The organism is Lysinibacillus sp. IITD104, assembly GCF_036698265.2.
Lineage (GTDB): Bacteria > Bacillota > Bacilli > Bacillales_A > Planococcaceae > Lysinibacillus > Lysinibacillus boronitolerans.
Window position 1 is genome coordinate 3,916,556 of record NZ_JBAHYH020000001.1, and the last position, 26,996, is coordinate 3,943,551.

24 protein-coding genes are annotated in these 26,996 nt (G+C 38.0%); all 24 read right to left on the reverse strand.

All coding sequences use genetic code 11. The features are described from left to right. Positions 1-14: 14 nt before the first annotated feature. Positions 15-2,171: an EAL domain-containing protein gene (locus V1L66_RS19750; RefSeq protein WP_333006225.1), complete on the reverse strand. Its 2,157-nt coding sequence runs from the start codon at positions 2,169-2,171 to the stop codon at positions 15-17. A gap of 285 nt (positions 2,172-2,456) precedes the next feature. Next, positions 2,457-3,698, reverse strand: coding sequence for a serine hydroxymethyltransferase (gene glyA / locus V1L66_RS19755; protein ID WP_319839908.1), 1,242 nt, complete (start codon positions 3,696-3,698; stop codon positions 2,457-2,459). 58 nt (positions 3,699-3,756) lie between these two features. After that, positions 3,757-4,299: a TIGR01440 family protein gene (locus V1L66_RS19760; RefSeq protein ID WP_016992753.1), complete on the reverse strand. Its 543-nt coding sequence runs from the start codon at positions 4,297-4,299 to the stop codon at positions 3,757-3,759. 86 nt (positions 4,300-4,385) lie between these two features. Then, the gene (gene rpiB, locus V1L66_RS19765; RefSeq protein WP_036076084.1) at positions 4,386-4,823 is read right to left on the reverse strand and encodes a ribose 5-phosphate isomerase B; all 438 of its coding nucleotides are present in this window, start codon (positions 4,821-4,823) and stop codon (positions 4,386-4,388) included. A gap of 327 nt (positions 4,824-5,150) precedes the next feature. Next, positions 5,151-6,434, reverse strand: a complete 1,284-nt coding sequence (locus V1L66_RS19770; RefSeq protein ID WP_333006226.1) for a HAMP domain-containing methyl-accepting chemotaxis protein — start codon at positions 6,432-6,434, stop codon at positions 5,151-5,153. A gap of 8 nt (positions 6,435-6,442) precedes the next feature. Further along, complete coding sequence (locus V1L66_RS19775) at positions 6,443-6,883, reverse strand: low molecular weight protein arginine phosphatase (RefSeq protein ID WP_054548714.1); 441 nt, start codon at positions 6,881-6,883, stop codon at positions 6,443-6,445. A gap of 22 nt (positions 6,884-6,905) precedes the next feature. Beyond that, on the reverse strand, positions 6,906-7,403 hold the full coding sequence (locus tag V1L66_RS19780; RefSeq protein WP_333006229.1) for a manganese efflux pump: 498 nt from the start codon (positions 7,401-7,403) through the stop codon (positions 6,906-6,908). A gap of 158 nt (positions 7,404-7,561) precedes the next feature. Continuing rightward, positions 7,562-8,596 carry an L-threonylcarbamoyladenylate synthase gene (locus tag V1L66_RS19785; RefSeq protein ID WP_333006230.1) on the reverse strand — a complete coding sequence of 345 codons (1,035 nt, stop codon included), beginning with the start codon at positions 8,594-8,596 and terminating at the stop codon, positions 7,562-7,564. A gap of 100 nt (positions 8,597-8,696) precedes the next feature. Next, entirely contained in the window at positions 8,697-9,287 is a 591-nt protein-coding gene (locus V1L66_RS19790; protein ID WP_016992747.1) for a stage II sporulation protein R, read from the reverse strand. 44 nt (positions 9,288-9,331) lie between these two features. Continuing rightward, on the reverse strand, positions 9,332-10,192 hold the full coding sequence (gene prmC, locus V1L66_RS19795) for a peptide chain release factor N(5)-glutamine methyltransferase (RefSeq protein ID WP_312123847.1): 861 nt from the start codon (positions 10,190-10,192) through the stop codon (positions 9,332-9,334). After that, positions 10,179-11,255, reverse strand: coding sequence for a peptide chain release factor 1 (gene prfA / locus V1L66_RS19800; RefSeq protein WP_016992745.1), 1,077 nt, complete (start codon positions 11,253-11,255; stop codon positions 10,179-10,181). The genes prmC and prfA overlap by 14 nt, the downstream gene beginning before the upstream one ends. 172 nt (positions 11,256-11,427) lie before the next feature. Next, positions 11,428-12,000 carry a thymidine kinase gene (locus V1L66_RS19805; RefSeq protein WP_016992744.1) on the reverse strand — a complete coding sequence of 191 codons (573 nt, stop codon included), beginning with the start codon at positions 11,998-12,000 and terminating at the stop codon, positions 11,428-11,430. A 116-nt stretch (positions 12,001-12,116) separates the two neighbouring features. Then, on the reverse strand, positions 12,117-12,320 hold the full coding sequence (gene rpmE / locus V1L66_RS19810; protein ID WP_004269457.1) for a 50S ribosomal protein L31: 204 nt from the start codon (positions 12,318-12,320) through the stop codon (positions 12,117-12,119). A 465-nt stretch (positions 12,321-12,785) separates the two neighbouring features. Continuing rightward, positions 12,786-13,820, reverse strand: coding sequence for an iron ABC transporter permease (locus V1L66_RS19815; protein ID WP_036076080.1), 1,035 nt, complete (start codon positions 13,818-13,820; stop codon positions 12,786-12,788). After that, entirely contained in the window at positions 13,817-14,869 is a 1,053-nt protein-coding gene (locus V1L66_RS19820; RefSeq protein WP_036076079.1) for an iron ABC transporter permease, read from the reverse strand. Before V1L66_RS19820 ends, V1L66_RS19815 begins: the two co-directional genes overlap by 4 nt. A gap of 32 nt (positions 14,870-14,901) precedes the next feature. Further along, the gene (locus V1L66_RS19825) at positions 14,902-15,696 is read right to left on the reverse strand and encodes an ABC transporter ATP-binding protein (RefSeq protein ID WP_036076077.1); all 795 of its coding nucleotides are present in this window, start codon (positions 15,694-15,696) and stop codon (positions 14,902-14,904) included. A gap of 37 nt (positions 15,697-15,733) precedes the next feature. Next, positions 15,734-17,458 carry an ABC transporter ATP-binding protein gene (locus V1L66_RS19830; RefSeq protein WP_333006233.1) on the reverse strand — a complete coding sequence of 575 codons (1,725 nt, stop codon included), beginning with the start codon at positions 17,456-17,458 and terminating at the stop codon, positions 15,734-15,736. A gap of 76 nt (positions 17,459-17,534) precedes the next feature. Further along, positions 17,535-19,436: a helix-turn-helix domain-containing protein gene (locus V1L66_RS19835; protein ID WP_333006234.1), complete on the reverse strand. Its 1,902-nt coding sequence runs from the start codon at positions 19,434-19,436 to the stop codon at positions 17,535-17,537. A gap of 134 nt (positions 19,437-19,570) precedes the next feature. Continuing rightward, positions 19,571-20,854, reverse strand: coding sequence for a transcription termination factor Rho (rho, locus tag V1L66_RS19840; RefSeq protein ID WP_016992739.1), 1,284 nt, complete (start codon positions 20,852-20,854; stop codon positions 19,571-19,573). 217 nt (positions 20,855-21,071) lie between these two features. Continuing rightward, complete coding sequence (gene glpX, locus V1L66_RS19845) at positions 21,072-22,028, reverse strand: class II fructose-bisphosphatase (RefSeq protein WP_004269449.1); 957 nt, start codon at positions 22,026-22,028, stop codon at positions 21,072-21,074. A gap of 94 nt (positions 22,029-22,122) precedes the next feature. Then, positions 22,123-23,409, reverse strand: a complete 1,287-nt coding sequence (locus tag V1L66_RS19850) for a UDP-N-acetylglucosamine 1-carboxyvinyltransferase (RefSeq protein ID WP_016992737.1) — start codon at positions 23,407-23,409, stop codon at positions 22,123-22,125. A gap of 62 nt (positions 23,410-23,471) precedes the next feature. After that, positions 23,472-24,122: a fructose-6-phosphate aldolase gene (gene fsa, locus V1L66_RS19855; protein WP_004269447.1), complete on the reverse strand. Its 651-nt coding sequence runs from the start codon at positions 24,120-24,122 to the stop codon at positions 23,472-23,474. A gap of 149 nt (positions 24,123-24,271) precedes the next feature. After that, positions 24,272-25,126: a class II fructose-bisphosphate aldolase gene (locus tag V1L66_RS19860; RefSeq protein WP_004269446.1), complete on the reverse strand. Its 855-nt coding sequence runs from the start codon at positions 25,124-25,126 to the stop codon at positions 24,272-24,274. A 237-nt stretch (positions 25,127-25,363) separates the two neighbouring features. Beyond that, positions 25,364-26,932 (reverse strand): IS1182 family transposase, encoded by a 1,569-nt coding sequence (locus V1L66_RS19865; RefSeq protein WP_258861044.1) that lies wholly within the window; start codon positions 26,930-26,932, stop codon positions 25,364-25,366. Between the last annotated feature and the right edge of the window lie 64 nt (positions 26,933-26,996).

Here is a 26,996-nt window from a genome sequence, read left to right on the forward strand (position 1 = left end):
TTGTCAAAACTAAGTTATTGATCAAGGATTATATCTAATTGTTCAATTGGCATTGGCTTGAAATAGAAGTATCCTTGTCCTACTGTGCATCCTAGCGCACGTAGAATCTCAACCTGTTCCTCTGTCTCTATACCCTCTGCCACTGAAATCATCCCTAAATTTAATGCTAACTGAATGATAGAGCGAACAATAGCAAGTGTTGCTGGATCTTCAATAGCATTGATGAAGCTACGATCAATCTTTAGTTCAGCAAACGGTAGTTGTTGTAAATAGCTTAATGAAGAAAAGCCTGTTCCAAAATCATCTACGGATGTTTTAAAGCCATAGCTCTTCAGCTCTTGAATGATCTTATAGGCTGATTGGAAATCTACTAAACCAATATTTTCTGTCACCTCTAAGATAATATAGCTAGGGTCAATATTATACTTCCGCACAAGTTTCAGTGTATCCTGAACAAAGTGCGTGTAGTAAAAATGGTCAGGTGAAATATTGACAGCTATTTTCACTAATTTCCTTCCCAGGCGTTGTCGTTCTGAAAGCCATGAGAGTACCGTCTCTAAAATAAGCACATCAATTTCTCGAACCTTACCAGCACTCTCAGCTACTGGAATAAAGACTGCCGGCGAAACAAAACCCAATTTTGGAGAAATCCATCTTGCAAGTGCTTCAATACTTTGAATTTCCCCATTGCGTAAATCTACTTTAGGCTGTAAGTGGACTGTTATTTCTTTATTTTTGATGGCTTCAGACAAATGATTTAAAACCGTCATCTTCTGTACAAGCACATCATTTTTCTCTGTTGTAAATATTTCAGTATGTGTGCCTGGCCTATCGATTGCAAAGGATAACGCATTATCTGCAAAACGAATCGCATCATTAATATTTATGTCATCATTATAGGAAGCAATACCTGTTTTTAATGTAATATAGATTTGCTTTCCTCCTATAATAAAAGGCTGGCGAATCGTTTCTTTTATTCTCATCTCATAATCATTCAAATCTTCATGAAGTGACATTGTAGTCATAATCAAACTAGAGCTAGTGAATCTAGCAACATACTCATTACTTTCTGACTTGTCTTGCTCAAGACGTTTGGCAAGTTGTCTTAATAGTTCATCACCAATTTCACGGCCATATAATTCAACTACTTGATGAAATTCACTAGGTTTTAATATTTTAATAAAGCCGCTTTGCCCCTGTTGAACTTCCCTTTCAATCGTATTAACAAAGCTGTGACGATTAGGTAAACCTGTTGTAATGTCTGTATAGGCTAAATCCCAAATTTTTTTCTGCGTCCTTGCATATGAATAAGCCAATGCAACAAGAGCACCCATTTTTCGAAACATATTTTTAAGCATTTGGTCACTTTGTGTTTTTTGGCTAAATATCGAGAAAACACCTATTACTTGCCGCTGTTGATTACGTATAGGTATAAACCATCCATGCGGCTTTTTAGCTAGCGAAGCATATTGCTTATGTTCTTTAGGGATATTCACTTCATCTAAATTTTCTATGAAAGTAGACGTTTCTGATTGCATGACCTTATTAAAGAAATCATTGTTTGTACAACATTTTGGTACGCTCTCTGTTTGATTATCTCCTATGAAAACTTGTAATTGGTTTACTTCTGTTTTTATAAGCACCATACTTGCAATATTTGGCATGAAAAATTCATCGAGGCCTTGACAAATAAGCTTCATCTTTTGCTCAAAAGTAAACTCCTTCTCAATTGCCCTGTACATATCATTTTCTAAACGCATTAAGAAGTCTTCCGTATGATAATATGTAACATCCTTCACTAATACTAAAACAAATTGCGTTATATTTGCATCATTGCAAAAAGGTAATGCTTGTATTTCTGCCCAAAAGGGAGGTTTATCGATGCCGTTATGATATAGCTTCGCCTGCACCATTATGCCGTTATGTATTTTTTCTTTAATCATTTCAATGGTTGTCATTTTTTCGTCCATTGATAGCCATGAAAAATAATCAGTATTTAGAATTTGTGAACGTGCAGCATTAGTAAGCATACAAAAAGAATCATTACACTCTACTATGTAATGATGCTTCGTCGCATCAAAAATAACGTAGCTTTCTTTCGAATTATTACCTAATTTGCGAATGCTGTTTAATAATACATCATAATCTGTGTTTAACGATTTAGTGACCATCCAACCCCTCCTTTTCTATCACTTCATCTCATTTCCATTGTACATAAAATTTAATTAAATTTTCACTTTTATTAAAAAAAACTTCTTTTCTAGGACACTATCTGTCCTCTGACTACTATAATATATCCCTTTATACCGTTTTTATGTAAATTTATTCAAAAATAAGAGGATTATTCTACTTTATTAGAAAAAAGATGTTTTTTACAGTTTAATCCTCCATTCCCAAAATAAAAAGCTGTATTTAAAGTAAATTTTGTACCTTAAATACAGCTATTATTCTATTGATTATACATATAGTGGATGCTTATCAGTTAATGCCTTCACACGATCTTTTGCATCTACTTTAACTGCCTCATCTTCAGGGCTTTTAAGAACAGCTGCTATAATTGCTCCTACTTCTTTCATATCTTCCTCTTTAAAGCCACGAGAAGTGACCGCTGGAGTACCAATACGAATTCCAGAAGTGACAAATGGAGATTCAGTATCGTAAGGGATTGTATTTTTATTTGTTGTAATACCTACTTCATCTAGTGCGTGCTCTGCTACTTTACCTGTTAAACCAAGAGATTTAACATTTAGCAGTAATAAATGGTTATCTGTACCACCAGAAACAATTTCAACACCCTCAGCAATTAATACTTCTGCTAAAGCCTTTGCATTAGCTTTAATTTGTTTTGCATAGTCTTTAAATTCTGGTTGTAAAGCTTCTCCAAATGCTACAGCTTTTGCAGCGATAACATGCATTAATGGGCCACCTTGAATTCCTGGGAATACAGATTTATTTAATTTTTGCTCCCATTCTTTTGAAGCAAGAATTAAACCACCACGTGGTCCACGTAATGTTTTATGTGTAGTTGATGTAACAAAATCAGCATATGGCACTGGTGATTGATGTTCGCCAGCAGCAACAAGTCCAGCAATGTGTGCCATATCCACCATGAAATAGGCTCCAACTTCGTCTGCAATTTCACGGAATTTAGAGAAGTCAATTTCACGTGGATAAGCAGATGCACCAGCAACAATCAGTTTCGGTTTATGCTCTAAAGCCTTTTGTCGTACATCTTCATAATCAATCACTTGTGTATCTTGTGTTACACCATACTCTACAAAATTATATAGAATTCCAGAGAAGTTTACTGGAGAACCATGTGTTAAGTGACCACCATGCGAAAGGTTCATACCCAGAACTGTGTCACCTGGTTCTAGAATCGTATGGTAAACAGCCATGTTTGCTTGTGCACCTGAGTGTGGTTGCACATTTGCATATTCTGCTCCGAAGAGTTCTTTTACACGATCACGTGCAATGTCTTCTACTACGTCTACATGCTCACAGCCACCATAATAGCGTTTACCAGGATAACCTTCAGCGTATTTATTTGTCAGTACTGATCCTTGCGCTTCCATCACTGCTTCGGATACAAAGTTTTCTGATGCAATCAATTCAATATTTGCTTGCTGACGTGTTTTTTCTGCAAGAATTCCATCTAGTACTGCTTTGTCTTGTACTGCTAATTTTTCATATGCCATGTTTGAAAAAGCCTCCTAAAGTATCGTTATTCATCTCTACCACTAAATAGGGTGGTAATTATTTATATACTGCACGTTCTCCGCCAATTAGCTTAGGACGTGTTGTTGCAATCGTCACAACAGCTTCTCCTACCATTTTTACCGATGTTCGAACAGGTACAGCTACTGCTTTCAAATGCATACCGATTAATGTTTGTCCAATATCAATACCTGCATGTGCCTGTATTGTTTCAACAATCACTGGGTTATCAAATTGCGTATAGGCATATGCTGACATTGAGCCGCCTGCCGTACGTACTGGGACAACCGCTACTGGATCATAGCCAAATTTTTCAGCTGTTGATGCTTCCATAGTAATGGCGCGATTTATATGCTCACAACCTTGGAATGCTAAAAGCAATTGATGCTTTGCTGCAAATTCTTGTAACGGCTCAAAAATAGCTTCTGCTATCTCCAACGCTCCCGCTGTGCCAATTTTCTGACCAATCACTTCAGATGTAGAGCACCCTACTACAAAAATTGTATGGGGTCGTAACGTTACCTGCTCTTCAAATTCACTGAGTAACTGAGTCAAATGTGTTCGTATTTGTTTTACAACCATTAAGCTCAGCTCCTTCATCTATATCCATTAAAATCACGCCATCTATGACATCCTATACGAATGCCATAGATGGAATAACAAAACTACTATTGCTCTAGTTCAGTAATTTTTTCAATTCGGCGCGCATGGCGGCCACCTTCAAAATCAGTTTCTAGCCATGCTTGTACAATTTCACGTGCAAGACCAGGGCCAATAACACGCTCACCCATTGCTAAAACATTCGAATCATTATGGCAACGCGTTGCCTTGGCACTAAATACATCGTGTACTAATGCACAGCGTATGCCCTTGACCTTATTAGCGGCTATGGACATACCAATTCCTGTGCCACAAATTAAAATGCCTTTATCAAATTCTCCGTTCGCAACACCTTCAGATACAGGTTTTGCATAGTCTGGATAGTCTACTGAATCCGCAGATTGTGGACCAAAATCTTCGTAGCTAATTTGAAGTTCATCTAATAGCTGCATAATCTCACGACGTAAGTTATTGCCTCCGTGATCAGAAGAAATTGCTATTCTCACTGGGTTCCCTCTTTTCGAATTATAGTCAACCTTAGTGTACCACTTCTTTCTGAAGAATAACACGATTTTTCTTGTATTTTTACGCTGATTTTTCCTGAAAGACGAACATTAATTGTATATTAACATAAAAATATTCACTTTTAAACCTATATTTTTGTGGATAATGTGAATATCATGTTAATAAGTTCGGATAATGGTCTTTTGTTGTAATATTCCATCTTCTGAAGTTTTTTTAGCTTTTTACTTACAGTGGACATAAATTGTCCTCTAATAAAAAAGGTTATACATAAATCCGATTTTTCATGGATTTATGTATAACCTTTAGGACTATGCTTGTCTATCAAATTGTTGAATCATTTTATGCAATGCTTCCGATTGCTTTTTCAAACTTTGAGCCAGATGCTCGACTTGCTCAATTGCATAGGCTTGCTCTTCAGCAGCACTACGAACTTCCTGTGCACCCGCTGACGTTTGTTCTGCAATGGCAGCAACTTCCTGGGATTGTCGAGCTGTCGTTTCAATATTATGCATTTGCTGTTCGATTAAAGAAGAAATCTCAACAATTGATGATGCCATTTCATGTACATTAGAAGCCATATTTTCTACTGCTGTCGTTGTTTCAGAAACTCGATCAGCTTCCTTTGTAGCAAAGGCTACTTGTTCATTCATTTGTTTCACAACTACTTCTACGTTTTGCTGCATGGTTTGAATTAAAGCTGTAATCCCTTGTACTGCTTTTGCACTTTCATCAGCCAAACCACGGACTTCCTCAGCCACTACCGCAAAGCCCTTTCCATGCTCTCCAGCACGGGCAGCTTCTATAGAGGCGTTTAGTGCCAACAGATTGGTTTGTGCTGCAATGTCACCAACTAAGCTAATTATACGTTCTACCTGTCCCGCGTTCTCTTCTAGCGCATGAATGCTTTTTAATGCCTCATTATTGCCTGTCGCAATTTGTTGAATACTATTCACTAATGTTTCGATGGCTTTTGTTGTTGTCGATAAATTATGTAGAATCTCTTTAGTTTGTGATGCTGATGCCTCTGCCCTACTATTTACCTCTGTTGCAAGCGTTCTTACATCTTCAATTGCTTCAGCAGTATCTTGTACAGCTGTTGCAGATGCTTCTGCTCCTGTAGAAATATGCTTTACGGTAGACGCAATGCCTTCTGCCTTCCTTGTCGCCACTCCTGCTTCATCTGAAAGCTGGATAATCGATTGATTCGTTTGTTGGAAGTTATGATCAATACTTTCCACCATTTGACGTAAGTTTAACACCATTTGTTGGAATGCCTCTGCAACAGATCGAATCTCATCATTTGTATTAGGCATTTGTACATCCTGTCCTATTTTTCCTTCTGCCACAAGTGTTGCTGAGTGTTCAAGCTGCTGTAACGGCTTGATGAGGATTACACTTAAAAAGGCAGCTAATATCCCTGACCAAGTGATGCCTAACGCATACGTAATCACTTCAAAAACTTTTCGATTTGTGTCAGGGAAGAAGGTAGGTTGTAAAAACTCAATGAATATAAAACTGACACTGTAGGTGATTAGTGCAAGAACACTAACAAATAACACCAACTTTAGGCGTAAACCAAATTGTTTTTTCATAGGACCCCTCAATTCTTTTCTAGTTTTTGTATTAATTGATCAACCAGTTCTTTTAATTCTGCAAATGTTGCTTCATAAATTGCTCTATTACCACCATAAGGATCCACTACATTTTCTAAACTGCCCTCATTTGTATACTCTTTCAATGTAAATACTTTATGCTCAGCTTCTGGATAATTGGAAATGACGGTATCTTTGTGAGCAGTCGTCATCGTTAAAACTAAGTCTGCCCATGCCATTTCAGCTTGTGATAATTGCGTCGCAAAATGTTGATGGGACATTTGGGCTTCATTTAACACTTGTTGTGCATGTGCTGACATTTGTGCATTAGGCATCGCATAAATACCCGCTGAGCGCACTTCTACATTGTTTATTTGTTTATGTTTTAAAATAGCTTCTGCCATCGGACTGCGACAAGTATTGCCTGTACAAACAAATAATATTTTCACACTTATCACTCTCCAATTTTATCTATTGTTGAATAGCTAGAATACTCATGATTATAAATATAATGCCAGCAATGATTTGAATTTTATTGCCAAAAAAGACTTGGCTCCTACGTGCTATAACTAATGACCCATAAGCACAAATTAATGCACTTAAGCCTGCACTCATAATAAAAATCGTTTTTTCTAAGTTAAGCATACCAAAAGAAACACTAACTGAAAAGGTGTCTAGGCTTGCAGTCACTGCTAAAAGTACAGGTGAAATCGTTACTTTTTCATCTCTGTGAGAAAATAATAATAAATGCATCCCGATACAAAATAATAAAATACTTGAAATCCATTGTCCCCATTCTAATAGAAATCGAACTAAATAGCTTCCTAATTCAAACCCTAATAAAGGAAAAAGCATATGTAATGTAGCCGTCCATAATGATAAAAATAATCGATATCTAACATTTGGCAGCAAAACATATAGACCAATCACATCAACAGACGTTAATATACCTGCAAGAATTCCCTGCAAGAACGCACTCCTTCGCTCCCTAATATTTTATCATTTTATGCTCGAAAATACATTATTATCATAACTGTTTACTATTGTTTTTCATTTTAATAGGACAAAAAAAGACAAAAAACATGTGGTTGTTCAATGCCTTTTGTCTATAATGATTCTATTATTATTTACAGTGAATACCATTTACCTCCAGAGGCTTTTTCAAGTCTATTCATAATAGCTGCACCTACTCCTTCTATTGAAGTAGTTGTTGCTAATATTACGGTAGCGGTAGTTTTATCACATGCTCTAAGTGCATTATATAAGGCCGCACCCATTTCTTCTTTACTTCCTGCTTCACCAATAGAGAAGAAAAAATCCACTTTAATTTCTTCAAAGTTCTCAGGTGCAAGTAGTGCTACACTATGTCCTTGTCTCTGTAAATGCAGAACAGCTTCGTTGACTTTCTCAACATCACAGTCTATTAAATACACGGGAGCATTTGGTGCATAATGCGTATATTTCATTCCCGGTGCCTTAGGCGTTGCGTCTAGCTTCTGTTCTATTTTAGTTGGTTGAATCACTGGACCAATCTTAGCCTCAAGCATTTCCTTCGTAATGCCACCTGGACGTAAAATTACTGGAGGTTCATGTGTCACATCTAGTACAGTAGACTCAAGCCCTATGCCTGTAGAACCTCCATCTAAAATATAAGGTATGTACCCTTCTAAATCATCTAAAACATGAACGGCTTCTGTAGGACTTGGCTTTCCACTACGATTAGCGCTCGGTGCAGCAAGCGGTTTTTGGAGCTGTTGTAGTAAGGCGAGCGCTACTGGATGATCAGGCATTCGAATGCCAACTGTTGATAACCCAGCTGTGACACTTTTAGCTAATACATCTGGCTTTGCTGGCATCACCAGTGTTAATGGTCCTGGCCAAAATAAATCCATGCATTGTTTAGCTATGTCAGAAATATGGTCGATATAGATCGCTACTTCCTCTTTTGTACCAACGTGGACAATTAAAGGATTATCTGAAGGTCGACCTTTTGCTTTAAATATCTTTTTAACTGCCAGATCATTTGTGGCAATTGCTCCTAAGCCATAAACCGTTTCTGTCGGAAATGCGACTACCTCTCCTGCATTTAAGATATCCACAGCTTGTGTATAATTAATCTGACTATTCACATTACTGTCCACAACCTTACAAACGGTTTCCATGATTAATACCTACCTTCATTATTCGTTTTAACGTAATTATCCACATATTGTTTATAACTTATTAAAAAATGTGTATAAGTTGTCTGAATTTGTGCACAATTTATTCAAAAAGTCCTTTAATCCATTCCCATATAAAAAATGTAACTTGTTCTTTTTCTTCTTCTACTTCTTCTTTTACCTCTTCTTTATCAGGCTCACAGATAGATGGGAAGATACTGCACCACCAGTTATCTCCACGTGCATCACCGATCTTTACAACAATTGATTGATAGACATTTTGTGGATAAAGTACAGCACCTTGTCTTTTTGGCGGGAATAAGTTATCCCCAACAACAACCTGTGTATCCAATTGTGGATAATTTTCGCTCAGTTCAGCTTCAATTTGTTGTTTTAACGAAAGAATTTGCTCATTCCCTGCAAATCCAGCGGTACTCACTTGTAGAAAGTACGGCTTTAAATCTTGGACAAGCTGCTGTTTCTCTAGCTGATCCTGTGCAGTATTACTGTTGGCAATAACACGTATACGAAAATCTTTTTCTTGCACATCATCGGAAGATTCCTTCGCCAAACCTACTAATGATGGAATATATAAAACACATAACTGTAAAACAATCGCAATTAATACTAGTCTAGCAAAAGCTAGAAATATATTTTGTTTAGGTAATCTAATAATCTTGTATTCGTTTAACATAAAAATCCCTCCTTGCTCAACATTGTTGGCAAGATCCAGAAACTTTATACATGTATCTCACAAAAAATCATTCGAGGTTTACCATTAATATCTTTTTCTACTGAAACTGTCGCCTGTGGAAAACTATCTTGAAAGAATTTGGCTACTTTCTCTCCTTGTGTATAACCGATTTCTAATCCAATTAACCCTGGTCTATTCATATAAGCTGGTAATTGTTCAGCTAATTTTCTATATAAAATAAGACCATCTTCCTCTGCAAAGAGGGCACTATGCGGCTCATGCTCTAGCACAACGCTTGACATTTCTTGGGCCTCATCCAATGCGATATATGGTGGGTTCGATAAAACAATATCAAATTTCTCTCCTGCAAGTGGAGCGGCTAAATCTCCCAATCTAAAATCAATATCTGCCTCTAATTGCTTTGCATTTTTTTGGGCAGTTGCTAATGCTGCTTCTGATAAATCGGTAGCTATGACTGTTAATGGCGGACATTCCAGCTTCATTGAAATAGCAATGGCCCCACTACCTGTACCGATATCAGCCAGCCTCAAAGTTTGCGTTGTGAATAGTTTCGGTAGTCGATTAATTGTTCCAAGCACCAATTCCTCTGTTTCAGGTCGCGGTATTAAGACAGATTCATCGACTAAAAATGAACGGCCATAAAACTCCTCACACCCAACACAATATTGGACAGGGCGTCCACTTGCATGTTCTTTTATGAGCTCATTAAATTGCCTTTGCTGTGCTGGTGTTAATTCCTCCTGCAAATGTAACATGACCTCTCCATAACTAGTACCAAGCACATGTTGCATAACAATCCGCGCTGCTGTTTGTTCACGACCATTATCCACTAAAAAAGAAGAAGCCCACTCAAGGGCCTCCATCACATTTTTATAAATCATCATTTAATCGCTCTAACTTCGATGCTTGTTCTTCTAAAATAAGAGCATCGATAATCTCATCTAGTCTGCCTTCGACGATTTGATCTAGCTTTTGAATCGTTAAGCCGATACGATGGTCAGTTACACGGTTTTGTGGATAATTGTATGTGCGAATTCGCTCTGATCGGTCACCAGATCCCACAGCTGATTTACGTGTAGCATCAATCTCTTTTTGCGCTTCCTGCATATACATATCTGCAACACGAGCACGAAGAATTTTCATTGCTTTTTCACGGTTTTTAATTTGTGAACGTTCATCCTGCATCGAAACTACAACACCTGTTGGTAAATGGGTCATACGAACAGCAGACATCGTTGTATTTACAGATTGACCACCTGCACCAGAAGACGCAAATGTATCTACACGGATATCCTTTTCATGGATTTCAACATCTACTTCCTCAACCTCAGGTAAGCAAGCAACTGTTGCTGTTGATGTATGAATTCGGCCTTGTGATTCTGTGGCAGGGACACGTTGAACACGGTGTGCACCATTTTCAAATTTGAATTTTGAATAGGCCCCTTGTCCATTAATCATAAAGATTACCTCTTTATAGCCGCCCATTGGGTTTGGTGTAGCTTCCATAATATCAATTTTCCAGCCTTGCGTTTCTGCATAGCGAGAATACATACGGAACAAGTCACCCGCAAAAATATTAGCCTCGTCACCGCCAGCTGCGCCACGGATTTCCATAATAACGTTCTTATTATCATTCGGATCTTTCGGAATCAATAAAATACGTAAACGCTCTTCTAGCTCTTCCTGTTGTGCTTTTAATAGGTTAAATTCTTCCTTTACCATTTCGTGCATATCAGGATCTTTTTCGCTATCTAACATTTCACGCGTATCTACTAGCTGCTCTTTAACACTTTTATATTCACGATAAGTATCTACGGTCTCTTGGATATCTGATTGTTCCTTAGAATATTCGCGTAATTTCTTATTATCATTAACAATATCCGGATCGCTCAAAAGCTCAGTAAGCCTTTCATAACGATCTTCCACTGCCTGTAATCGATCAAACATGGATTTCACCTCTATTTAGTTTTTTAAGATGCTCCTTTTTACAGAGAAGCAGCTTCCATCAAAATTACGCTTAGGCGTAATGGCTTTTTCATTTCTTATTTCCACTACTTAGTATAAGGAAATTTTCACATGTATGCTACTTTTTCTTAGCACTGTGTCATGCTATTTAGCGTTAAAGTGGTGGATGTGCATGACATTTTCGGCAAACAGGGTAATACGAATCATTGCCACCGATTTGAATTTGATCACCTGTGTAAACTGGCTTTCCACTTTCATCTACTCGCAAATTCATTGTTGCTTTTTTATGACAGAACCAGCAAATTGTTTTCATTTCTTCAATTTTATCTGCATATGTAAGCATGTACTGGCTGCCTTCAAATAGCTCATTTTGAAAATCATTTTTTAAGCCAAAGCCCATAACGGGAATGTCCAATTGATCCACAATGTTAGCTAGCTGTAAAACATGTGCCTTTTTTAAAAATTGAACTTCATCCACAAGCACACAGTACGGTTTGACAGCATTATTTTCCACTAATTCATAAATATTTGTATCTTCATAAACAGGAATGGCTTGTTGTCTTAAACCTACTCGGCTGGAAACAAAGCCCACCTCATCACGCGTATCCAGACCTGAAGTAAACATCATTACAGGCTTCTGTTGTTCTTCATAATTATGGGCAACTTTTAGAATTTCTATTGATTTCCCACTATTCATTGCACCATGTTTAAAATATAGCTGTGCCATTTTGTCTTCTCCCTTTCTTTGTGTCTATCTGGATTTTGAAAAGACTTGCATCAACGTGTATTATTTACTGAAAAAAATACCTGCCAAGCGCATGCTTGGCAGGTATTAAACTAACATTAGTTTTTAAGACCGTATTTTTTGTTGAAACGATCCACGCGACCATCAGCAGACGCGAATTTTTGACGGCCAGTGTAGAATGGGTGACATTCGTTGCAGAACTCGACAACGATGTTTTCTTTTACTGAACCAGTTTTGAAAGTGTTCCCACAAGAGCAAGTTACTGTTGCTTCTTTGTAGTCTGGATGAATTCCTTGTTTCATATTCGTTTTCTCCTCTCGCCCTGAACCATCTGGAACAGAGTATTATCGAACTGTACCTTACATAGCCCGAATATGTCGACTACAAAATATGTGTCGAAGTGGAACGTCAGCTACATATGTACACGTTGCATACTTTTGAAGTATAGCATAGACATTTTATCATTTTCAAGTAAAAAATATTACTATCCCCATTTACTCAGTTCGTTCTTTGATGCGAATATTATGTGTTGATACATAGGCTACTTTCGATGCATCTTGCTCCAAGTGTATAGTTTTGCACTATTTAACGCTAGTATCCATCGGTAAATGCGCCAGCTATTAATCTAACTGCCCTGCTGGACCACCAACAACAATCGTTACATCATATAGTTCTTCTGATATTTCCTTTCTAATCTGATGTATTAATAACCGTCTATTCTTTCCCCTGATGGCAATACTATTCATACACAAAGGAAAAAGCGTCATTTATTCTTTTAATCGTGCTAGTAAATATAAGAAATAAGGTGCTCCTAAAACTGCTACAACAATCCCTGCTGGAATTTCTGAAGGTTCTAAAATGGAACGACCGATTGTATCAGCCATTAACACTAAAAAACCTCCTAATAATGCTGCAGTTGGCAATAAAAACTGGTGTTTGGCCCCAACAAGCTGTCGCGCTAAGTGTGGCGCAACAAGTCCTACGAAACCAATACCACCACTTACAGAAACACTAGCTCCAGCCAAACCAACAGCAGCAGCCAACAACCAGCGTCTCTCTTTTTCAATCGAGGCACCTAGTCCTACTGCTGTTAATTCACCTAAATTCAATACGTTTAATACACGTGATTTTGAATAAACGAATGGCAATAAAATCACTAACCATGGTAATAATGACAGAACAAATCTCCAATTTGAGCCCCAAATGCTACCTGCAAGCCATATTGCTACAAATTGATAATTCTCTGGTGATAGACGTAGCGTTAGCACAATCATAGCCGAGCTAATCCCTGCTGCTACAGCTACCCCTGTTAAAATTAAACGCATTGGTGTAATACCCTCATGACGTCGGTAAGAAAGTGAATAAATCAGTACAGCTGTCAAACCTGCCCCCACAAAAGCCAGTATCGGCAGTAAATAAACAGGTGCTGCTTTCGTAGTTGGGAAAAACGACACATAGAGCATGACAGCAAGACCTGCTCCAGCATTAATCCCTAAGATTCCTGGGTCTGCTAAAGCATTTTTGGAAATGCCCTGTAAAATAGCGCCTGAAATAGCTAACCCCATACCTACTAATACAGCAATCACTATTCTTGGAAGTCTGAATTCATATAAGATAAGCTGCTGTTGTGCGTCACCTTGACCAAAAAGAGTCCGAAGAACTTCCATTGGTGTCAGTTTAATAACCCCTGTATTCATACTTATAACAAAGGTAATGACGATTAACACAATGAGCGTCGCAAGGATGGAGAAATTTTTCCTTTTCGCCTTCAGTTGACTTGGTGTTAAATAGCTGTTATTCATAGTTCTTTTCCTCCTTTACGAGCTAAATAAAGGAAGAATGGGACACCGATAAAGGCTATGAGCGCACCAATTGGTGTTTCATAAGGTGGATTGATAACACGTGCTACTAAATCTGCTAACACAACAAGCAATGCTCCATATACCAAGGAACAAGCGATGATCCAGCGATAATCATGACCAACTATGTATCTCGTTAAATGAGGGATAATTAACCCTACAAAACCAACTGCACCGACAACAGATACTGCTGCACCTGCTAAAACTAAAACAATGATCATTCCCCAAATTTTTACTACAGCCGTACGTTGCCCAAGACCGACTGCAATTTCTTCACCTAAGCTCAGCACCGTGATGGAACGCGATAGGACAAGCGCTCCTATCATCGCAACAAGTATCCATGGAGATAAAATTTGTAGATGACTCCATTTTGTGCCCGAAACTCCGCCCGCATACCAAAATGCGAGGTCTTGTCCAATACGAAAATAAAGAGCAACCCCTTCTCCTAGCGCTCCAAGTAATGCACTAACAGCAGCACCAGCTAAAACTAGTCGCATAGGTGTTAAGCCACCTTTAGAAAGTGAGCCAATACCATACACGATGGCAACACCAAGACCTGCACCTACAAAGGACCATAAAATTAAATACATATAAGGTAGACCAGGGAAAAAGGCAAAACACACAGCCAACATAAAGGCAGCTCCTGAGTTCAACCCTAATAATCCGGAGTCAGCTAAAGGGTTACGTGTCATCCCCTGCATGATTGCACCCGCTACCGCAAAGCTTGCACCGACTAATGCTGCTCCTAGTACCCGTGGTAAGCGAATATCATGAATAATTTGATGTGTTGTTAATTCTGGCGAAAAATGGGTAACTGCTGTCCAAACAGTACCCAATGAAATATCTGCAGCACCAAAAGAAATTGATAAACCAATGGCAATTATTAATCCAATTACTCCTACGATTAAAGTCACTACTCCACGTATCGGATGAGATCGCTTCTGTAGCTCTTCTAAATCGTTGAGCTCTCCTACTCCTGTCGACGTAGTCATTTTATTTCCTCCCCATAGCTTCCAACAAGCTTTTATTTTTTCATATCGTACAACTGATAAGATAGGCAAATTGGATTTTCACTATAGGGACATACAGCCATTTCTGCATCGATATTAAATACCTTTTGTAAATTTTCTTTTGTCATCACTTCTTTTGGACTGCCATTCACCATTAAATTGCCGTCTCTCATGGCCATTATAAAATGAGAGAAGCGTGATGCATGATTTAAATCATGTAAAACCATGATAATTGTTCGTCCTTCTTCCTTATTTAGCTTTTGTAGCAACAATAAAATATCGAGCTGATGTGCTAAATCTAAATAAGTTGTTGGCTCATCCAGTACTAAAATATCCGTGCCTTGCGCCAACGCCATGGCAATCCATACTCTCTGACGCTGACCACCTGATAATGCTTCGATTGGTCGATCACTAAGTTCTCTTAGCCCCGTAACATCAATAGCCCAATGAATATATTCATAGTCTTCCTTTTGCAATGTACCAAACCCTACTTGATGAGGAAAACGACCATAGGATACTAGTTCAAAAACCGTTAATCCTCCTGGTGCTGTTGCTGTCTGAGGTAAAATAGCCATTTTTTTGGCCACTTCTTTTGTTTTTAATTGATGTATAGCTTTGCCATCTAAATAGACAGCTCCATTTTGCGTGCGTAATACACGTGCAACAGCCTTTAATAAAGTAGATTTGCCACAACCATTTGGACCAATAATCGTGGAGATCTGGCCTTTCGGAATCTCCACACTTAAATCATTGACGATGAGCGCTGAGGAATAACCAATCGCAACATGATCTATTTCAAGTACTGACATCTTTAACTTCCTTTCACTTTTGAGAATGCTATTACTTTTAAATTTGTAAACCAAATTGGGCTGTATACAAGCCATAGTAAGCATTTTGGCGTTCCATTAATTGCTCATGTGTACCTTCTTCAATAATGCCCTTTTTCGATACCACAACAATTCTGTCTGCATCCTTAATCGTTGCTAAACGGTGGGCAATCACTAATGTAGTACGACCGATAGAAAGCTCGTTTAAGGCTTGCTGGATCGCTTGTTCTGTTTCTGTATCCAATGCAGATGTTGCTTCATCTAGTATTAAGATTTTTGGATTTTTCAAGAAAATACGTGCAATTGATAATCTTTGTTTTTGTCCACCTGATAATTTGACACCACGTTCACCAATGAGTGTATCCATGCCCTCTGGTAAAGCATTGATGACATCCGTCAGTTGTGCTCGTTGTGCGGCATACCAAATATCTTCTTCACTGGCATTTAAATCACCATAGGCTATGTTTTCACGAATGGTACCATCGAATAAAAAGACATCTTGCTGGACAATCCCGATATGCGAACGTAAAGATTGCAGTTTAAAATCTCGTATATCAACGCCATCAATTTTAATGGAGCCTTCATTCACTTCATAAAAACGGGGCAATAGGCTACAGATCGTAGATTTCCCTGCACCAGAAGGTCCTACTAAGGCAACCGTTTCACCAGGACGTACCTTTAAATTAATTTGATGTAAGGCACGATTATTGGCAGCGTAGCCAAACGATACATTAGAAAAAGTAATTTCACCATCAATTTCATCAATTATTTTCGCTTCTGGACGGTCCGCAATTTCGGGCTCCGTTTCGAGGAATTCGATATAGCGTCTAAATCCTGCCATGCCCTTTGGATAGCTTTCTATAAACATATTGATTTTGTTAATTGGGCCTAAGAGAATACCTGAAAGTAAAATAAATGCGATAAAATCGCCATTTGTTAAATGCCCATTTAATACAAAGTAAGCTCCAACAAATAAAGTAAAGAGTGATAACACCTTCGTGAGTATGCCTGAAATAGCTTCATTCCAAGCCATTACTTTATAGGAAAACAGCTTTGTCATACGGAATCTTTCATTATTTACCTTAAAGCGTTTAATCTCATGATCTTCATTTGTAAAAGCCTGTACAACACGAATACCACTTACATTGTTTTCAACACGTGCATTGAAATCTGCAATATCTCCAAACATTTGACGGAATGCCTTGGACATTAATTTTCCGAAAATAATGGTTAAGATTAAGATAATCGGTACAAGTAAGAAAATAAGAATCGTAAAGGTTGGATCAATATAGTACATAACACCAAATGTTCCAACAATCGTCATTGCTGCTATAAAGATATCCTCTGGACCATGGTGAGCAAGTTCGCCAATATCCATTAAATCATTCGTTAAACGAGACACAAGATGCCCTGTTTTGTTGTTATCAAAATATCTAAAGGATAGCTTTTGTACATGGCTGAAGGATTCTTTTCTCATATCCGTCTCAATATTAATGCCCAGCATATGTCCCCAATACGAAACGATAAAATGAAGAATGGAGTTAAAAATATATAATGCAAACAGCAATAAACTTGCCATAATGATCCACTTTAATTCCCCATCTGGCAAAATATCATCAATTACCTTATTTAAAACAATTGGAAACGCTAGATCAATTAGCGCCACTAATATGGCACAGCTAAAATCTAAAATAAATAAACCTTTATAGGGCCTATAATATGAAAAAAAGCGCTGTAATAACATGGTGTAGCCTCCTTTTGTGATTTCTTTTTACGTCTCTATAAATGAGCTATCTACAATAGCTCTCCTGTTATCTCAGTTATTGTTGTTGAGCCTTTGTAAATTCAACTATTTTGTCAGCTAGTTCTTCAGCTTGGTGTAAGCCAGAGAGCGGATCAGAAGCAAAATAATATTCAGAAGGAAGCTCTAATACTTGATTATTTTTAACGACATCTAAATTTGTCCATGTTGCTGGCAACTGGCCTTCTTTGTTAAAGAAATTAATCATGAAGTTATAGTCACCTACATAATCACCGACTACCTCATAGGAAACCTCATACCGTCCATTACTTGCTTCCTTTGTATCAAATAGCTCCTGCACTTTTCCCTGTGGCTTCATGCCCAAAATTTGATAAAGTGCTCTACCACCCGATACACTTGACTTCCCTACAATCGTTGCATTTTTTTCAAACATTTCATAAGTAGTAAATGTGGAATGTTTCGGAATTATATTCATGATCTTTTCCTTAGCTTTTGCTATCCGATTTTCAAATTCCTTTGTAAAGGCTTCAGCCTCTGCTTGTCTACCTAAGTAATTCCCCATTGCCTTAATCTCCTCAGTCACTGATTGATGGGCATCTTCAGCAAAGACAATTGTTGGGGCAATTTTTTCATACTTTGCTACATCTTCCACATTCCAAGTAATAATCAAGTCTGGCTTTAACTCTAAAACTTTTTCTAATGACACCTTACCATCCGTACCAATATTCGTAATTTCTCCATCCTTATAGTGTTGCTTTAAGAAAGCAGCATAATCAAGGTTAGCCGTTACGCCTCCAACAGGTACAACATCTAACGCTAAAATTTGCCCCAGATACCAATCAGTTACGACTCTCTCTGCTTTCATTGGGATTTCTACTTCGCGTCCACTATCATCTGTTACGGTTCTAGTCTCTGCCTTATCGGGCGTAATTGGTTCATCAATCTTAGAGTGGCTTGTCTCTTCATTACACGCTGCCAGTAAAACGAAAAGGCTTAATAAAAAAGGTAGCTTTATATGGTGAATCATCTTCTGCATCATGATTTCATTTTCTCCATTCTCAAATCGTTTTGCTTGCGCGAGCTGATTATCATTGTAATGAAAATGATTCTCATTTGTAATGGTAATTTCGGACATATTAGATGCATATTTCAGCCTAAAGCTACTTGGAGCCAGATTTGTTGCTTTTTTAAAAGCACGACTAAAATAATATTCATCTTCAAATCCAAGAGATATGGCAATTTCTTTTATGCCATATTGATTGGTTAATAAATACTGCTTAGCCTGCTCTATTCTCAATTGTTGTAAATATATTTGTGGACCTATTTCATAGCGAGCTTTAAAGATGCGTAATAAATGCCGTGTACTAATCTGAAGCATATCTGCTAATGTCTGGATAGATAATGGTTGATGAATGTGTTGCTTTATAAATAATCGTGCGGCTTCTGCCTTATCAATTTCATGTGGTTTCCCTTGTCCTTCTGTTAATTCTCGAAAGACATGATAGATAAGCTCATAGAAGGATGCCCTTACAGATAAATGCTCCTGTATAGAGCCAGATTGCCATTTGCTATACATATCTTGAAGGATATTGTGAATGACTATCGGATTTGCGGGTACACAAGAGAAATGTGTTTGGAATGGTTGATAGTGCATGTACAAATGCTGCATAAAGGCATCTTTGTACATGACATCTCCCTTATAGCTAATGAGAAAATAGCTAACACTCTGCTGCGCCCTAATGTGAAGACATTGAGATTTACCTAGATGAAAAATACTGAAGCGCTGCACATGATGAGATTGATCATCAATGACAATCTGTGCACCACCTTCTGTAACAATAAGAAACGAGCTATATGTTAAAACCTTTGACACATGAACATCTGATTTATTTATGTAATCGATTTGCTTCAACTGGATAAATGCATTTTGCCAAAGAAGCATATAGGCATCATAATTCATCTTCGTCTCCTTCAGAACACATATTTACTCACTATTATATTGATAATGATTCTCAATTTCAATATACATTTATAAAATAAAACATATACAAAAAAAATCACCATTGACAATTTCCTTGTCAATGGTGATGCCATTTATAAAAGTCCTTTTCCCTTTGTTGCCTTTTTCATATCTTCGTTTAGCTTTTCAAAAAATTCTTCATTTGATTTTGTTGTACGGATTTTTTTCAGGAAGCGCTCTGCAAAATCAGGTGCATCAGAAAACGTTTTACGAATTGCCCATAGCTTTTCAAGTTGTTCTGGCTCCAGAAGAAGCTCTTCCTTACGTGTACCCGAACGACGAATATCAAGTGCAGGGAATATACGGCGTTCTGCTAACTGACGATCAAGATGAAGCTCTAAGTTCCCTGTTCCCTTAAATTCTTCATAGATAACTTCATCCATACGAGAACCTGTATCTACTAATGCCGTCGCTAAAATTGTTAAACTACCGCCTTCTTCAATATTACGAGCCGAACCAAAGAAACGTTTCGGTCTATGGAATGCTGCAGGATCAATACCACCAGAAAGTGTACGTCCACTTGGCGGAATTACTAAGTTATAAGCACGAGCTAAACGTGTAATGGAGTCCATTAAAATAATTACATCACGCTTATGTTCCACTAAACGTCGTGCACGTTCTAATACTATTTCAGCCACTTTTACGTGATTCTCAGGTACTTCATCAAATGTTGAGCTGACAACATCTGCATTGACAGAACGTTCAATATCTGTCACTTCCTCAGGTCGTTCATCAATCAGTAGGACAATTAACTCCGCTTGTGGATGATTGGTTGTAATAGCGTTTGCAATCTCTTTTAATAAAGACGTTTTCCCTGCCTTTGGTGGGGCTACAATTAATCCGCGTTGTCCAAAGCCTACTGGTGCCACTAAATCCATTATACGAGTGGATAAATTGCGTTGTGTTGTTTCTAGCTTAATTTGTCGATTTGGATATAAGGGTGTTAGTGCTGGGAAATGAACTCGTTCTTTCGCTACTTCAGGATCCTCGCCATTGACAGCATCTACTTGTAATAGGCCATAATAGCGTTCATTTTCCTTCGGTGGACGCACCTTTCCTGACACCTTGTCCCCATTACGCAAATCAAAGCGACGGATTTGGGATGCAGAAATATAAATATCTTCTTTACTTGGTGAGTAGTTGATTGGTCGAAGGAAGCCGAAGCCCTCTTGCGAAACAATTTCTAATACGCCTTCCATAAAGAAATAGCCCTCTTGCTCTGAACGCGTTTTCAAAATAGCAAATATCAATTCTTTTTTCGTTAGCTTGCTATAATAAGAAATTTTATATTGACGTGCAAGGGCGTAAAGCTCTTTTAACGTCATGTTTTCTAATTGAGCGATTGTCAATGCAGACATATGCACAACTCCAGTCTTTTTCAAAATATAATTCAATTTAATGGGGTTATCATTGAAGTTTACGATTGGCTTTGCTAACGCTTATATGGTTGCCTTAAATAATATCTATTGTTCCACCATATAACTAAACATTGCCTTAAAAATATGGGATGGTTATTTAAAGAAGAAGGTACCTAGCACAATAGATGTACTAGGTATATTTTAGAAGAAAATAACATTAATATCTAGGTTTTTTCTCAAGAGCATGACGGCCTTCAACAAAGCGAACCGTACCAGATTTAGCACGCATAACTACTGAATGAGTTAAGGCATAAGCACCTTTATATTGAACACCCTTTAAAAGCTCGCAATCTGTTACAGCTGTCGCTGCAAAAATAGCATCGTCACCTTTTACTAGGTCATCTAAATAAAGAACTTTTTCAACATCCACACCCATTTTCGTGCAGCGTTCTAATTGCTCTTCATCTTCTGGTACTAGTTTTGCTTGGAAATCTCCACCAAGGCATTTTAAAGCTACTGCCGCAATAACACCCTCAGGTGCGCCGCCTGTTCCAAACATTATATCAATACCTGTTTCATCAAAGGCTGTATTGATTGCAGCGCCTACATCACCATCTTGGATAAATTTAATACGTGCACCAGCCTCACGAATTTCATCAACAATCGCTTGGTGACGTGGTCGATCTAAAAGAGTAGCTACAACATCAGAAATATCTTTATTTTTAGCTTTTGCAACTTGTAATAAGTTATAAGTAACGGAAGCATTGATATCCACTTTGCCCGCCGCTTCTGGTCCTACAGCAATTTTCTCCATGTACATATCTGGTGCATTTAACAGATTCCCTTTATCTGCAATAGCGAGAACTGTCATCGCACCATTTGTACCTTTTGCTACAATATTTGTACCTTCTAAAGGATCCACAGCGATATCTACTTTAGGACCACCATTTCGTAAACCAAGTTCTTCACCAATATAAAGCATCGGTGCTTCATCCATTTCACCTTCACCAATTACTACTGTAGCATGCATTGGAATTGTATCGAACATTTTGCGCATCGCTGTTGTTGCTGCATCATCTGCCTCAATTTTCAAACCGCGCCCCATCCATTTCCCGGATGCGATTGCTGCTGCTTCTGTTACTCGTACTACTTCCATCGATAAACTACGTTCCATTGTTGCTTTGCCTCCCGTTATCGGCATCTTTTCGTGCCAAAACATTCAAATTACCTCTATTGTAACATAATTGGTTGAAAACTTTTAGCTCTCATTATTCCTTTGTCTCAGCTACACGTGCCACAATTGTTTCACGTCGAATATCAGCGCCTAAATCACGTAATTTCTCAATAAGTGAGCTATAGCCACGTTCGATATGATAGATATCTTGAATCTCAGTTTCTCCTTCTGCTAAGAGTCCAGCTAACACTAAAGCTGCTCCAGCACGAAGATCTGTAGCTGTTACAGTGGAGCCATGTAATCTACTCGGCCCTTTAATAATTGCTGTGTTTCCTTCTACACGAGCATCTGCATTCATACGACGAAGCTCATCAATATGCTTAAAACGAGCTGTGTAAATAGTATCTGTTACTTTTGAGGAACCGAATGCTTGTGACATTAGCACGGCAAGCGGTTGCTGAATATCCGTTGGGAATCCAGGGTATACCAATGTTTTGACATCCACTGCCTGTAATGTTGAGAGGTCTGTTTTTGGTACATAAATGCTTTCTTCACCAATCTCAATTTTTACACCCATTTCACGAAGCTTGGCAATAATTGCTTCTAAATGCAGTGGAATAACGTTATCGATCGTTATTCCATCACCGACTGCTGCAGCCATAATCAAAAATGTGGAGGCCTCAATGCGATCAGGTATAATTGTATGCTCAGTACCATGTAACTCTTCTACGCCTTCGATACGAATAACACTTGTACCTGCACCTTTAATATTGGCACCCATATTTGTTAGAAGTGTCGCAACATCAATTATTTCAGGTTCTTTTGCAGCATTTTCAATGACAGTACGTCCCTTAGCAAGGACAGCAGCCAGCATGATATTAATAGTAGCCCCGACACTTGCCACATCTAAATAAATCTTTGCCCCTATTAACTCATCTGCTCGTAAATAAATGGCTCCATGTTCATTAGTAATTTTAGCTCCTAAAGCCTCAAAGCCCTTTATATGTTGATCAATAGGTCGAGGTCCTAAAAAACAGCCTCCAGGTAAACCAATGACTGCTTTTTTAAAACGTCCAAGCATAGCGCCCATTAAATAATAAGAAGCGCGTAATTTTTTAACGTTGCCATTTGGTAAAGGCAATGCAATCATCTCTGTTGGATCGATTGTCATTTTCCCATCCTCAAATGAAACTTCTCCACCAATCTCCTCTAATAGAGCCTTTAACGTCCAAGCATCTGAAATTTCGGGTATCCCTCCAATAGTCACTGGAGAGTTCGCCAAAATTGATGCAGGAATTAAGGCGACTGCACTATTTTTTGCACCACTAACTTTAATTGTACCTTGTAGACGATTTTCGCCAGTAATTTTATAAACATCCATTTTGCGTTCTCCCTCATGATTGGAAAGTAGTATTTTTGCAATTTGCACACTTTATAATCTTATTATTCGCCTTTTCTCTTATTCCAATCCGCTAAAAATCCTTCAATTCCTTTTTCAGTTAATGGATGGTGGAAAAGCTGCTTTAATACTTTAAACGGAGTAGTTGAAATATGTGCACCTGCTAAAGCTGCTGCTGTAACGTGTTGTGGGTGACGGACAGAGGCAGCGATAATTTGTGTATCGATATTATGAATTGTAAAAATATCTGCAATTGTTTCAATTAACTCAACACCATTTTGACCAATGTCATCTAAACGGCCGATAAATGGTGATACGTATGTAGCACCTGCACGCGCAGCCATTAATGCTTGGTTAGCACTAAAGATTAATGTCACATTTGTTTTAATGCCTTTGTTTGCAAAGAAACGACATGCCTCTAATCCAGCAGGAGTCATTGGAAGCTTTACAGTAATGTTTGGCGCAATCGCAGCTAATTCTAAACCTTCTTTAATCATACCTTCTGCATCAAGTGCAATAACTTCCCCACTTACAGAGCCATCAACAAGCTCTGCGATTTCACGAAGACGATCATGGAAAGAAACATTTTCTTCTTTAGCCACTAACGATGGGTTTGTTGTCACTCCTGATAAAATACCCCATGCATGTGCCTCTTTAATCTCTTCAAAGTTTGCTGTATCAATGAAAAATTTCATATTATTTCCTCCTGATCATTTTTCTTATATTATTAAATATTTTCCAAAATTTCTTTATTTCAAAAACAAGAGAAGGTCGATTGAAAGCATCAACACTTCTCTTATTATGTGTATTTATCTATGCTTTTGTAACATATTAAATGCAAAAATTATGCTTTTTGTGCACTTCCAAATTCACGAATTTTACCAATAACCGTAGCTTTGATGGCTTCACGTGCTGGACCAAGGAATTTACGAGGGTCGTAAACAACTTTGTCATTGTCAAGAATTTCACGAATTACTTTTGTTGCTTCAATTTGATTTTCAGTATTGACGTTGATTTTAGCCGTACCTAATGAAATAGAACGTTGGATATCTTTTGTTGGGATACCTGTACCACCATGTAAAACAAGTGGAAGATCTGCCAATTTAGAGATTTCCTCCATTTCTTTAAAGCCTAAGTTTGGCTCTCCTTTGTAAGGACCATGTACAGAACCAAGTGCTGGCGCTAAGCAATCGATGTCTGTTAGTTCAACCATTTTGCGGCATTCTTCGGGATCAGCGTAAATAATACCACCGATTACGCCATCTTCATCTCCACCAACTGTCCCTAATTCTGCTTCCACAGAAACGCCTTTAGCATGTGCGTATTCTACTACTTCTGAAGTAATTTTCACATTTTCCTCAAATGGGTGATGTGATGCATCAATCATCACGGAAGTAAAGCCTGCATCAATTGCTTCTTTACATTTTGCAAAGCTAGAACCATGGTCAAGGTGAATCGCTACAGGAACTGTAGTACCGTAAGATTCCATTAAACCTTTTACCATATGAACAACAGAAATAAATCCGCCCATATATTTACCTGCGCCTTCAGAAACACCAAGAATCACTGGAGATTTTTCTTCTTCAGCTGCTTGTAAAATTGCTTGAGTCCATTCAAGGTTATTAATGTTGAATTGACCAACAGCATAACCTTCTGCTTTTGCTTTAATTAACATCTCTTTCATAGATACTAATGCCATACTAAAAATCCTCCTCATAGGACTATTCTTTCTACATAAACATGCTCCTCAATCATAGCAAAAATAATAGCCCCTGAAAAGCAGGGGCTATTATTTTCTACCCGAAAGCGAAGTGGAACGTAGCGGCAGGGTTGACGAAGTGTAGTGGAACGTAACGAAGTCTTGAGGCTGGGACATAACTAGCTTCAATTAGTGAGAAATCCGAATTTGAATGAATTCAAATTCGTCCTATAGATCTTAGCTAATGGCTGTGAATTTTCTTAAATTCACGGCCATTAATGCGAGGCCCATCTCGTTTTCAACCTTCGATTTTCCTCGTACAGAAAATCGGGTGAAACGCAAATTAGCCTTCAAGAATCCAAAAACTGGTTCCACGTCAATTTTACGTTGACGATAAATGGTACTTGTTTTTTCTTCTGAAAGCTTTGCTCGCACATATTCTTTTTGTTCTTCCCACTTCTCATTCACCATTATCTTACGATTATTTCCTTCTTTTGCTTTTGTACACGATGAACGGAGAGGGCATCCGGAACAGTCTTCACATTCGTATATCTTAAACTCACGCTTGAAATCATATTGATCTGTTTTCGTGGTACGATATTTAAATACAAGCTGTTGTTGGTTTGGGCAAGTGTATCGATCATGTTCTTTATCATAATCCCAGTTCGCTGTATTGAATTCGTTGTGCTTATGCTTTTTCTTCTGTTCTTTTAAATACATATTGTACGTGATTAAGGCTTCTCTCTTACGATTCGAAAGGATATCATCATAATTTTGTTCACTGCCATATCCGGCATCTGCGACAATGTGTTTGGGTAACTTAAAATAACGTTGTTCGATTTCATCTAAAAATGGGATTAATGTACGTGTATCTGTTGGGTTCGGAAAAATGCTGTAGGCAAGCACATACTGACCTTCTGTTGCCACTTGTATGTTATAACCTGCCTTCAATTGACCATTTTTCATATAGTCATCTTTCATACGCATAAATGTCGCATCCGGGTCTGTTTTCGAATAACTATTTCGTTCGTCAAAGATTTCGAAGTCTCTTTGATATTTTAGTTTGCGTTCAATATAGTCGATTAATTTTTTCCGAGCTTGCTTTGGGAATTTCCGTTCCGTTCTTAAAGCCTTTCGCTCTGCTACATCTGATGAATCCTCAATTTTTCGATCATATTCAGAAATTACTTCATCTACTTTTTCAACCATTCGAGCGAGGTCTTCCAATGCTAATTCATTTTCATTTTCCCGTTCAATTTCTGGCATGATTTCTTTTTCAAGCAGCTCATCGTAAAGCTGGTTTGACTTTTCAATTAGTCCGTTATGATATTTTTCAATCGACTTTTTCCACACGAATGTAAACTTGTTCGCATTCGCTTCAATCTTTGTTCCATCAATAAAAATAGCTTCCTGGTTAATTAATCCCCCTTGTACCAACTGGCAGCGGAATTGAACGAAGCATTGACGAATTAACTCTTTTACGTCTGGTTGGACACGGAATCGGTTGATTGTGCGGTAGGTTGGTTCATGCCCTTGAGCTAGCCACATCATCCGAATACTGTCTTTTAAAAGCGCTTCAATTTTACGACCAGAAAAGACAGATTGCGTGTAGGCGCATAAGATAATTTTAAGCATCATGCGTGGATGGTAGGCAGGGCAGCCCTCATTTCGAAGGAATGGTTCAAACGCTTCAGGCGGGATACTTTCGACTAAATGATGGACATGGAAGGCAATATCATTCTTTTGTAATTTTACTTCTAAATCTAAAGGCAAAACTAATTGATTCATGTTATAATCTTTAAACATAAGGATCCTTCTTTCTGTATAATTTGGTTGTGGTGACTTAATTTTATCAGAAGTGGTCCTTATT

Bases quoted from the DNA above. Each gene is read 5' to 3' on its own strand.
- V1L66_RS19750 (WP_333006225.1), bottom strand. From the start codon at position 2,171: ATGGTCACTAAATCGTTAAACACAGATTATGATGTATTATTAAACAGC.
- glyA (WP_319839908.1), bottom strand. From the start codon at position 3,698: ATGGCATATGAAAAATTAGCAGTACAAGACAAAGCAGTACTAGATGGA.
- V1L66_RS19760 (WP_016992753.1), bottom strand. From the start codon at position 4,299: ATGGTTGTAAAACAAATACGAACACATTTGACTCAGTTACTCAGTGAA.
- V1L66_RS19770 (WP_333006226.1), bottom strand. From the start codon at position 6,434: ATGAAAAAACAATTTGGTTTACGCCTAAAGTTGGTGTTATTTGTTAGT.
- V1L66_RS19785 (WP_333006230.1), bottom strand. From the start codon at position 8,596: ATGGAAACCGTTTGTAAGGTTGTGGACAGTAATGTGAATAGTCAGATT.
- V1L66_RS19790 (WP_016992747.1), bottom strand. From the start codon at position 9,287: ATGTTAAACGAATACAAGATTATTAGATTACCTAAACAAAATATATTT.
- prmC (WP_312123847.1), bottom strand. From the start codon at position 10,192: ATGATGATTTATAAAAATGTGATGGAGGCCCTTGAGTGGGCTTCTTCT.
- prfA (WP_016992745.1), bottom strand. From the start codon at position 11,255: ATGTTTGATCGATTACAGGCAGTGGAAGATCGTTATGAAAGGCTTACT.
- V1L66_RS19805 (WP_016992744.1), bottom strand. From the start codon at position 12,000: ATGGCACAGCTATATTTTAAACATGGTGCAATGAATAGTGGGAAATCA.
- rpmE (WP_004269457.1), bottom strand. From the start codon at position 12,320: ATGAAACAAGGAATTCATCCAGACTACAAAGAAGCAACAGTAACTTGC.
- V1L66_RS19815 (WP_036076080.1), bottom strand. From the start codon at position 13,820: ATGAATAACAGCTATTTAACACCAAGTCAACTGAAGGCGAAAAGGAAA.
- V1L66_RS19820 (WP_036076079.1), bottom strand. From the start codon at position 14,869: ATGACTACGTCGACAGGAGTAGGAGAGCTCAACGATTTAGAAGAGCTA.
- V1L66_RS19825 (WP_036076077.1), bottom strand. From the start codon at position 15,696: ATGTCAGTACTTGAAATAGATCATGTTGCGATTGGTTATTCCTCAGCG.
- V1L66_RS19830 (WP_333006233.1), bottom strand. From the start codon at position 17,458: ATGTTATTACAGCGCTTTTTTTCATATTATAGGCCCTATAAAGGTTTA.
- V1L66_RS19835 (WP_333006234.1), bottom strand. From the start codon at position 19,436: ATGAATTATGATGCCTATATGCTTCTTTGGCAAAATGCATTTATCCAG.
- rho (WP_016992739.1), bottom strand. From the start codon at position 20,854: ATGTCTGCATTGACAATCGCTCAATTAGAAAACATGACGTTAAAAGAG.
- glpX (WP_004269449.1), bottom strand. From the start codon at position 22,028: ATGGAACGTAGTTTATCGATGGAAGTAGTACGAGTAACAGAAGCAGCA.
- V1L66_RS19850 (WP_016992737.1), bottom strand. From the start codon at position 23,409: ATGGATGTTTATAAAATTACTGGCGAAAATCGTCTACAAGGTACAATT.
- fsa (WP_004269447.1), bottom strand. From the start codon at position 24,122: ATGAAATTTTTCATTGATACAGCAAACTTTGAAGAGATTAAAGAGGCA.
- V1L66_RS19860 (WP_004269446.1), bottom strand. From the start codon at position 25,126: ATGGCATTAGTATCTATGAAAGAGATGTTAATTAAAGCAAAAGCAGAA.
- V1L66_RS19865 (WP_258861044.1), bottom strand. From the start codon at position 26,932: ATGTTTAAAGATTATAACATGAATCAATTAGTTTTGCCTTTAGATTTA.